Source organism: Lactococcus sp. DD01, assembly GCF_001578715.1.
In the GTDB taxonomy this organism is placed as follows: domain Bacteria; phylum Bacillota; class Bacilli; order Lactobacillales; family Streptococcaceae; genus Lactococcus; species Lactococcus petauri.
Window position 1 is genome coordinate 1 of the sequence record NZ_KQ968958.1, and the last position, 541, is coordinate 541.

Here is a 541-nt window from a genome sequence, read left to right on the forward strand (position 1 = left end):
AAAGCGAACGACGAGATTCGAACTCGCGACCCCAACCATGGCAAGGTTGTGTTCTACCCCTGAACTACGTTCGCAACGCTTAAAGAAAGAAAAACTTTCTAAATTCCTCTAGCTGCACTACACTAGGTCCAACAGTTAAAGGAATGCCGACTACATGATTCGAACACGCGACCCTCTGATTACAAATCAGATGCTCTACCAACTGAGCTAAGTCGGCTATAAAAGAAATGCGGATGAAGGGACTTGAACCCCCACGCCCTAAAGCACTAGAACCTAAATCTAGCGTGTCTGCCAATTTCACCACATCCGCTTGACAAGTTCTTTTACGCTTTATACCTCAACCTATTGTTAAAGTATGACCCGTGCTGGGCTCGAACCAGCGACCCTTTGATTAAAAGTCAAATGCTCTACCAACTGAGCTAACGAGTCTATTTCTTTTATTACCTTTCAAGTCTATCTACTTGAAACGGTTCCGACGGGAATCGAACCCGCGATCTTCGCCGTGACAGGGCGACGTGATAACCGCTACACTACGGAACCT

General features: G+C 46.2%; 5 tRNA genes. All 5 read right to left on the bottom strand.

Annotation, left to right across the window (positions count from 1 at the left end):
• Positions 1 to 2: 2 nt before the first annotated feature.
• Positions 3 to 74: transfer RNA gene (locus LACDD01_RS11290), tRNA-Gly, on the bottom strand.
• Between the two features lie 70 nt (positions 75 to 144).
• Positions 145 to 217, bottom strand: a tRNA-Thr gene (locus LACDD01_RS11295).
• Between the two features lie 11 nt (positions 218 to 228).
• Positions 229 to 310, bottom strand: a tRNA-Leu gene (locus tag LACDD01_RS11300).
• Positions 311 to 356: 46 nt separating this feature from the next.
• Positions 357 to 429: transfer RNA gene (locus tag LACDD01_RS11305), tRNA-Lys, on the bottom strand.
• A 38-nt stretch (positions 430 to 467) separates the two neighbouring features.
• Positions 468 to 540, bottom strand: a tRNA-Asp gene (locus LACDD01_RS11310).
• Position 541 lies beyond the last annotated feature (1 nt).